Below are 8,799 nucleotides of genomic sequence, written 5' to 3'. Positions count from 1 at the left end.
TTAAAACTACTATACTGAACGTGTGACTAATATATTTCACTGGAAGATTATCTATTATTTCTACCTTAAAGAAAATAAAAATTTTTAATATAAAAGAAGGAGATTACAGATTTTTGTAGAAACATTTAAGTAACTAAATTTTAAGGTGGTGAAATAGATGGAAGTCACAGACGTAAGATTACGCAGAGTAAATACGGATGGACGAATGAAGGCAATTGCATCAATTACATTAGACAACGAGTTTGTAGTCCATGATATTCGTGTAATTGATGGGAATAATGGATTATTTGTTGCGATGCCTAGCAAACGTACACCAGACGGTGAATTCAGAGATATTGCTCACCCAATTAACTCTGCTACAAGAGGGAAAATTCAGGATGCTGTTTTAGCCGAATACCACCGCCAAGGTGAGGTTGGAGTAGAGTTAGAAGAAGCAGGAGCTTCCTGATTTAAGAATTGCATCTAAGAGCCTACAAGAATGTAAGGCTCTTTTTTTATGCCGATAAAAGGAAATCATATACATTAACAATTACCCCTTATTCAACTGTTTGGATACCCCATTACAATACCCCTTGTCAACATAACTACTTTTCCTTAAACAACTCACGAAGTTTCTTGAAATGAGATGATTTTTAAGATATATTCATTATGGAAACAAAGCTATATTGGAGGGCACATATGTCAAATCGATTTGTAATTATATTAGCAGCTGGCCAAGGGACACGCATGAAGTCAAAATTATATAAAGTACTTCATCCTGTATGTGGAAAACCAATGGTTCGCCATGTATTGGAACAAATGAAAGACTTAAAGGCTGAAAAAATAGTTACTGTTGTAGGTCATGGAGCAGATATGGTGAAATCGGAACTTGGTGATGAGTGCCAATATGTACTACAAGCCGAGCAATTAGGTACTGCCCACGCCGTAATGCAAACAAAGGAACTGTTAAAGGGAAAACAAGGTACTACATTAGTAGTTTGTGGTGATACACCTTTACTTAAAGCCGAAACCATTAATGCATTAATGGATTATCATATTAAGCAAAATGCTAAAGCAACGATACTAACTAGCTTTGCAGATGACCCAACAGGATATGGACGGATTATTCGTAATGAACAAGGTCATGTCGAAAAAATAGTCGAACATAAAGATGCCACAGATGAAGAAAAGCAAGTTAGAGAAATTAATGCAGGTACGTATTGCTTCGATAATGAGTCGTTATTCAATGCTTTAGAAAAAGTTTCGAATGAAAATGCTCAAGGTGAATATTATTTACCAGATGTAATTGAAATTTTAAAATCAGAGGGCGAAATCGTTACTGCTTACAGTACGGATGATTTTACAGAAACATTAGGTGTTAATGACCGAGTTGCTTTATCTCAGGCAGAAAAAATCATGCGTCAAAGAATTAACGAAAAACATATGCGCAATGGTGTCACAATTATTGATCCAGAGCAAACATATATTGAATCGGATGTCGTGATTGCTCAAGATACAATTATATATCCTGGAACGATTATTAAAGGGAAAACTACAATTGCGGAAGATTGTGTCATCGGTCCACATACTGAAATTGTAAACTGTAGTGTTGATAGTGAAACAACAATTCGTCAATCCGTTGCTCATGATAGTCAAATTGGAGCGTCTGTGCAAATCGGGCCATTTTCACATATACGTCCTCAATCTCATATATATGACGAAGTTCGTATCGGTAACTTTGTCGAAGTGAAGAAATCTACTTTTGGTAAAGGTAGCAAAGCATCTCATCTTTCATATATAGGAGATGCAGAGGTTGGAGATAATGTAAATATCGGTTGTGGCTCAATTACAGTGAATTATGATGGTGTTAATAAGTTTAAAACAATCATTGAAGACAATGTATTTATCGGATGTAATTCCAATCTTGTCGCTCCAGTAAAAATTGGCGAAGGTGCCTATGTTGCAGCCGGTTCAACGATTACAAAAGATGTGCCAAGCGAAGCGCTTTCAATCGCACGTGCCCGTCAAGAGAATAAAGAAAACTATGTACAAAAATTAAAAAAGAAGAGAACTAACTAGGGAGGTCCACCATGTCTAGCCTATACCCAGACAAACAATTTAAATTATTTTCACTGAATTCCAATCGTGCATTAGCCGAAGAGATTTCTGAACTAATGGGAGTTCGTTTAGGAAAAAGCTCTGTAACTCGATTCAGTGATGGAGAAGTACAAATCAATATTGAAGAAAGTATTCGTGGTTGTGATGTGTTCGTTGTTCAATCAACATCAAACCCAGTTAATGAACACTTAATGGAACTATTAATTATGATTGATGCTTTAAAACGTGCATCAGCACGAACAATTAATATTGTTATTCCGTATTACGGTTATGCCCGTCAAGATCGTAAAGCTCGTTCCCGGGAACCAATTACGGCTAAACTCGTAGCAAACTTATTAGAAACTGCGGGAGCAAGCAGAATGATTGCAATTGACTTGCATGCGCCACAAATTCAAGGATTCTTTGATATTCCTATTGACCATTTAATGGGGGTACCTATTTTAGCTGATTATTTTGAAGGTAAAAACCTTGATGATATCGTAATTGTATCTCCTGATCATGGTGGCGTTACTCGCGCAAGAAAAATGGCGGATCGCTTAAAAGCACCAATCGCAATTATTGATAAACGCCGTCCAAGACCAAACGTAGCAGAAGTAATGAATATCGTAGGTAATATCGAAGGGAAAACTTGTATTATTATTGACGATATTATTGACACTGCTGGAACCATTACTTTAGCAGCTAATGCACTAGTGGAAAACGGTGCACGTGAAGTATATGCTTGTTGTACACATCCAGTACTTTCTGGACCTGCTATTGAACGAATTGAACACTCAAAAATTAAAGAGTTAGTTGTAACAAATACAATTACTTTGCCTGAAGAAAAACAAATCGCTAAAATTAAACAATTATCAGTTGCTCCTTTATTAGGTGAAGCATTAATTCGTATCTTCGAACACCGCTCCGTTAGTGATTTATTTTAAAAAATTCATACGGTTGAATTAAACATAAATTGGACACAATAATAAGTAGTTTATAACAATAATTACTAATTAAAGAGGTGTCCACTTTATGTCTTTTGTTTTACATGCACAAGAAAGAGGTCAACTAACGCGGCATGAATTAAAAACGTTAAGAAATAATGGAAGTATTCCAGCTATTATATATGGTAAAGAGGTAAATAGCACACCTATTATCATTGATCGAGCGGACTTTTTAAAAGGAATTAAAGAAGCTGGAAGAAATGCACTACTATCTATTGATGTATCAGGGAAAAAACATCAAGTGATTATGCGAACATATGATGAAGATGCCTTATCCCGAGAGATTATACATATAGACTTTTTAACTGTCAATCCATCATCGCTTATAACGGCAGAAGTGCCAGTAACATTAATTGGTGAAGCAATTGGTGTAAAAGAAGGTGGAGTAATGCAGCAGTCACTTCATGAATTATCAGTGTCTGCAAAGGCTGCCGACTTACCAGAATCGATTGATGTTGATGTATCGAATTTGAAAATTGCTGAGACTTTATATGTAAAAGATATTCGGCATCTATATCCGTATGAAATTAATCACGAAGATGATGAAGTCGTGACGTCAATATTACCGCCGAAGCAGGAAGAAGTTATTCATACTGGTGAAAAACAATCATCTACAATCCCAGAAGATGTTCAAGTAAAGGAAGAAGCTGAATAAAATTATTTACTACCTCGTACTGAAAAAATTACTTTAAACTTGAACGACTGCCAGTTTGAAGATGAATGTAATAAAGGGGGTAACCATTTTCGGTTACCTCTTTTTACTAACTGATTAAGATTGAATCTATATAACTATAAAAAATACTAGTAATGTATATTGTTGAATTAACTGGAGGGAAACTGGTGAAGCTTATTGTTGGTTTAGGAAATCCAGGAAAAGAATATGAGGAAACGCGACATAATATCGGTTTTAAAGTAATCGATGAATTATCAAAAAACTTACAAATTCCATTAAATGAAACGAAATTTAAAGGTTTGTTTGGAAAAGGAAATATTAACGAGACGCAAGTCATATTATTGAAACCAATGACGTATATGAATTTGTCTGGTGAAGCGGTTGGGGCATTGATGAATTTTTATAAGATTCCTACAGAGGAACTTCTCGTCATATATGATGAACTTGATTTGCCAGTTGGTAAAATTCGCTTACGTTATAAAGGTAGCGCAGGTGGACATAATGGAATTAAGTCCATTATTCAACATATAGGCACACAGGAATTTAATCGGATTCGCATTGGGATTGACCGCCCTGAACGAGGGATGCCTGTAGCGAATTACGTTTTAAGTAAGTTTAAAAAAGAAGATCTTCCAGTCATGCAAGAAATGGTTGAAAAAAGTGCAAAGGCCTGTGAAGAGTGGATAGAAAAACCTTTCTTAGAGGTTATGAATATATATAATCAGTAAAGCTTTAAATGTAGCGAATCAAAACTAACATTAAAATGGAAAAAATCTGGTATACTGTAATTGAATAAGAACTACTTGAAGGGTCAATAATATAAAAAAGACCACTTCAAGGAGTGAAATTATATGGCAATCCACTATACATGTCGATATTGCGGAATAAATATTGGGACAATTACACAATCATCAGTCGATTCACAATTACTCGGTTTTCATAAGTTAACAGAGGATGAACGTATGGATATGATTAATTATGATCACGATGGAGATATTCATGTAAAAAGTATTTGTGAAGATTGCCATGAGTCTTTTATGACAAATCCAAATAATTATGAAAGTGATTATATTATTCACTAGCTTTGGGTGTAAACCAAGGCGTTTTTCTGTTTATCATTATGTTAATAAATTGTAACGAAATTTATGTATACTATTTGAAAAAACGAAGCAAATAATAAATAACAATATCTAATAACGTTGACAGAAAATTCTGTAAAAAGCAATGAAACTATGACATTATGAAAGATAGATTAGATAAAGAAAGAGAGGAGGCGTACCATGAAAGGGTTAGTCTCAACATTAATGGAAAAAGATGATGTATTATCGATTATTAATGGCATCGAGGAAGGGCTTAAAGAACAACTTGTTACAGGTCTGTCAGGTTCAAGCCGTCATTTGTTCGCGGCAAGTATTTATAAAAGGATGAATCGACCGCTTTTTATTGTCACTTATAATATGTTACAAGCTCAAAAGATATATGAGGATTTAGGACAAATTTGTCCATCTGATCAATTGTATTTATACGCCGCTGATGAATTAATTGCTGCCGATTTAAGTGTTGCAAGTCCTGAATTAAGGGCGCAACGAATTGAAACAATAAACTTTTTATGTAAAAACGAAAAAGGTATTGTCATTGCACCGATTGCAGGCTTGCGTAAAATCCTCCCACCCAAAAGTTTGTGGGAAAAACATTTAATTCATTTACATGTAGATGATGAAATTGATCTTGAAGAAACGCTTCAAACCTTTGTACAAATGGGCTATTCCCGTAATGATATGGTATCGGCGCCGGGGGAATTTAGTATCCGTGGTGGAATTATCGATATTTATCCTTTGACGGAAGAAAATCCAATTCGTATCGAGTTATTTGATAATGTTGTTGATTCAATTCGAAGTTTTGATATTGAAAATCAACGTTCAATGGAAAAACTAGAAGTAGTAATGATTGGTCCTGCTACCGAAATAGTTTTAGAAGCTAGTAATTTTGAGCGATTAGCAACAAAATTAGAACAAGCATTAGCAGACAGTCTGAAAAAAATAAAAGATGATAAGGTAAAAGAATCCCTTGTTTTAGAAACAGAACACGATTTAGAATTAATCAAACAAGGTCAGCATCCAGAACAAATATTTAAATATCTTTCATTTGCTTATGAAAAGCCAGCAAGTTTACTAGATTACTTATTGCCAGATACTGTCATTTGCATGGATGAAATCAGTAGAATTGTTGAAACAAAAGATTCATTAGAAAAAGAAGAAGCAGAATGGCAAGTTAGTCTTTTAGGTGAGGGGAAACTTGTTCATTCTACATGGATCAGTCATGATGTCATGAAAATATTACATGAATCGAACTGCCCAATCGTTTATTTTTCATTATTTTTACGCCATATTCAAAATGTAAATCCGCAGAATATAATTAATCTTTCCGGAAAACAAATGCAAAATTTCCATGGACAAATAAATATATTAAAAACAGAAATGGAAAGATGGCAAAAGAGTGATTATACTGTCATATTTTTAGGTGCTGACAAAAAGCGGGTCGAGAAATTAGAGCGGGTATTAGATGATTATACAATAGATGTAGTTAATAATTTTGACGGTGATAATTTAATAGCAGGGAAATCGCAAATTATACAGGGACAGTTAAGTTCAGGCTTCGAGCTACCGATGCATAAGCTTGCCGTTATTACTGAGGCTGAACTATTCAATACAAAAGTAAAAAGACGACCAATTCGTTCCCAAAAACTTTCCAATGCTGAAAAAATTCAAAGTTATAGTGAGCTAAAGGTTGGGGATTACGTTGTTCACGTTAACCACGGGATTGGAAAATATTTAGGGATTACGACTTTAGAAATTAACGGCGTTCATAAAGATTACTTACAAATTAAGTATCAAGGAACTGATAAACTGTTTGTACCGATTGAACAAATTAACTTAGTACAAAAATATGTAGGTGCCACAGAGGGCAAAGAACCGAAATTATATAAATTAGGTGGTTCCGAATGGAAACGGGTTAAACGAAAAGTTCAATCTTCTGTACAAGATATTGCCGATGATTTAATTAAGTTATATGCAGAACGTGAAGCCTCTGTCGGTTATGCTTTTTCACCAGACGGAGACATGCAGCGTGAATTTGAAGCTTCCTTCCCATATAAAGAAACAGAAGATCAACTACGATCCATCCAAGAAATTAAAAAGGATATGGAAAGATCACGGCCGATGGACCGCTTACTTTGTGGTGATGTTGGATATGGAAAGACGGAAGTGGCTTTACGTGCAGCATTTAAAGCAATTATGGACGGAAAACAAGTGGCCTTTTTAGTTCCGACAACGATTTTAGCGCAACAACACTATGAAACGATGCAAGAACGGTTCGCTGATTTTCCGATAAAAATAGGTATATTGAATCGCTTCCGTACGAGAAAGGAACAACAGGAAACGATTAAAGGGTTAAAAAATGGAACAATAGATATTGTAGTTGGTACCCATCGTTTATTATCAAAAGATGTTACGTATCACGATTTAGGTCTTTTAATCATTGATGAGGAACAGAGGTTTGGTGTAATTCATAAAGAGAAAATTAAAAAGTTAAAAACGAATGTAGATGTATTAACTTTAACTGCAACACCAATCCCAAGAACCCTTCATATGTCGCTTTTAGGTGTACGTGATCTATCTGTTATCGAGACACCGCCAGAAAATCGTTTCCCAATTCAAACATATGTAATGGAAATGAATCCTGCTCTCGTAAAAGAGGCTATTGAGCGTGAATTAGCTCGTGATGGTCAAGTTTATTATTTATACAACAATATTGAAGATATTGAACGTAAAGCAGAACAAATCTCAATGCTTGTTCCTGATGCAAAAGTGCTCTATGCCCATGGACGTATGACGGAGCGAGAGTTAGAAAGTGTCATCTTGTCCTTTTTAGAAGGGGAAGCGGATGTATTAGTTACGACCACCATTATCGAAACTGGTATAGATATTCCGAATGTAAATACATTAATTGTTGAAAATGCAGATCGAATGGGCCTTTCCCAATTGTATCAATTACGAGGACGGGTAGGTCGTTCGAATCGTGTTGCATATGCGTACTTTACGTATAAAAAAGACAAGGTTCTTACAGAAGCTGCAGAAAAACGCCTCCAAGCAATTAAGGAGTTTACCGAGCTAGGCTCTGGCTTTAAGATTGCGATGCGTGATTTATCCATTCGTGGTACTGGAAATATTCTTGGTGCACAGCAACATGGCTTTATTGAATCGGTCGGTTTTGACTTGTACTCACAAATGTTGAAAGAAGAAATTGAGAAGAGAAAAGGCGAACTACCGAAACAGGAAGAAGCGCAAGTTGAGATTGATTTAGATATTGATGCATATATTCCAGATAAATATATACAAGACGGTTATCAAAAGATTGAAATGTATAAACGATTCCGCGGCATTTCCGAAATAGAAGAAATAAGCGAATTGCAAGATGAAATGATCGACCGATTTGGTGATTATCCAGAAGAAGTAGATCGTTTATTAACGATAGCGAAGATCAAAGTTATTGCTAGACAAGTTGGTATTGAAACGGTTAAAAAAGTTAAAGATGATGTGCAAATTATTTTTAGCGGTGAAGCTTCAAAAAATATTAGTGCACAAGAGCTTGTTCAACTTTATAAACCATTTGGTCGAAAAGTTGGCTTTGGTATGGAAGATAATAAATTTAAAGTTGTTTTATATACGACAAGATTGAGTGTAAATGAATGGTTTCCAATTCTTGAATCTGTAATTAATGAATTGTCTAAACTTACAGGTGAAGAAGTAAAAACTGTTTCATAATCATTGTTTTTATCATGAGGTGACAAGCCATAGAAAAATGTTAAAATCTCGGATTTGTCACCTCAGTAAATTATAAATCCAATCCCTCAATTCCTTTCCTAATAATCCTCATTAAGCGATTAGTAAAATTCCCCACATTTGGCAAAATTATTTAGTACAAGAAAAAGTTTTAGAATATGTATAGAACTTCCCATATGAAAGATAATAATTGTAGAAAAGGATG

The 8,799-nt window shown here is 34.9% G+C and carries 7 protein-coding genes; all 7 read left to right on the top strand.

The features are described 5' to 3' along the window. Nucleotides 1–157: 157 nt before the first annotated feature. The gene (spoVG, locus tag GW534_RS08290; RefSeq protein ID WP_161920579.1) at nucleotides 158–448 is read left to right on the top strand and encodes a septation regulator SpoVG; all 291 of its coding nucleotides are present in this window, start codon (nucleotides 158–160) and stop codon (nucleotides 446–448) included. A gap of 230 nt (nucleotides 449–678) precedes the next feature. Further along, the gene (gene glmU / locus GW534_RS08285) at nucleotides 679–2,058 is read left to right on the top strand and encodes a bifunctional UDP-N-acetylglucosamine diphosphorylase/glucosamine-1-phosphate N-acetyltransferase GlmU (protein WP_161920578.1); all 1,380 of its coding nucleotides are present in this window, start codon (nucleotides 679–681) and stop codon (nucleotides 2,056–2,058) included. Between the two features lie 11 nt (nucleotides 2,059–2,069). Further along, a complete protein-coding gene (locus tag GW534_RS08280) occupies nucleotides 2,070–3,020 on the top strand; it encodes a ribose-phosphate diphosphokinase (protein ID WP_161920577.1) in 951 nt (316 codons plus the stop codon). Between the two features lie 88 nt (nucleotides 3,021–3,108). Continuing rightward, on the top strand, nucleotides 3,109–3,735 hold the full coding sequence (locus GW534_RS08275; RefSeq protein WP_161920576.1) for a 50S ribosomal protein L25/general stress protein Ctc: 627 nt from the start codon (nucleotides 3,109–3,111) through the stop codon (nucleotides 3,733–3,735). A 185-nt stretch (nucleotides 3,736–3,920) separates the two neighbouring features. Then, the gene (gene pth, locus GW534_RS08270; protein ID WP_161920575.1) at nucleotides 3,921–4,481 is read left to right on the top strand and encodes an aminoacyl-tRNA hydrolase; all 561 of its coding nucleotides are present in this window, start codon (nucleotides 3,921–3,923) and stop codon (nucleotides 4,479–4,481) included. A gap of 123 nt (nucleotides 4,482–4,604) precedes the next feature. After that, nucleotides 4,605–4,835, top strand: coding sequence for an anti-sigma-F factor Fin family protein (locus GW534_RS08265; RefSeq protein WP_161920574.1), 231 nt, complete (start codon nucleotides 4,605–4,607; stop codon nucleotides 4,833–4,835). A gap of 198 nt (nucleotides 4,836–5,033) precedes the next feature. After that, nucleotides 5,034–8,576, top strand: a complete 3,543-nt coding sequence (gene mfd, locus GW534_RS08260; RefSeq protein ID WP_161920573.1) for a transcription-repair coupling factor — start codon at nucleotides 5,034–5,036, stop codon at nucleotides 8,574–8,576. The last annotated feature ends 223 nt before the right edge of the window (nucleotides 8,577–8,799 follow it).

The sequence above is a fragment of the Pallidibacillus pasinlerensis genome (assembly GCF_009996845.1).
Lineage (GTDB): Bacteria > Bacillota > Bacilli > Bacillales > Caldibacillaceae > Pallidibacillus > Pallidibacillus pasinlerensis.
This window is presented reverse-complemented; position numbering and strand designations above follow the sequence as displayed.

Excerpts from the sequence above, each read along its gene's own strand:
- spoVG (WP_161920579.1), top strand. The coding sequence starts at position 158 with ATGGAAGTCACAGACGTAAGATTACGCAGAGTAAATACGGATGGACGA.
- glmU (WP_161920578.1), top strand. The coding sequence starts at position 679 with ATGTCAAATCGATTTGTAATTATATTAGCAGCTGGCCAAGGGACACGC.
- GW534_RS08280 (WP_161920577.1), top strand. The coding sequence starts at position 2,070 with ATGTCTAGCCTATACCCAGACAAACAATTTAAATTATTTTCACTGAAT.
- GW534_RS08275 (WP_161920576.1), top strand. The coding sequence starts at position 3,109 with ATGTCTTTTGTTTTACATGCACAAGAAAGAGGTCAACTAACGCGGCAT.
- GW534_RS08265 (WP_161920574.1), top strand. The coding sequence starts at position 4,605 with ATGGCAATCCACTATACATGTCGATATTGCGGAATAAATATTGGGACA.
- mfd (WP_161920573.1), top strand. The coding sequence starts at position 5,034 with ATGAAAGGGTTAGTCTCAACATTAATGGAAAAAGATGATGTATTATCG.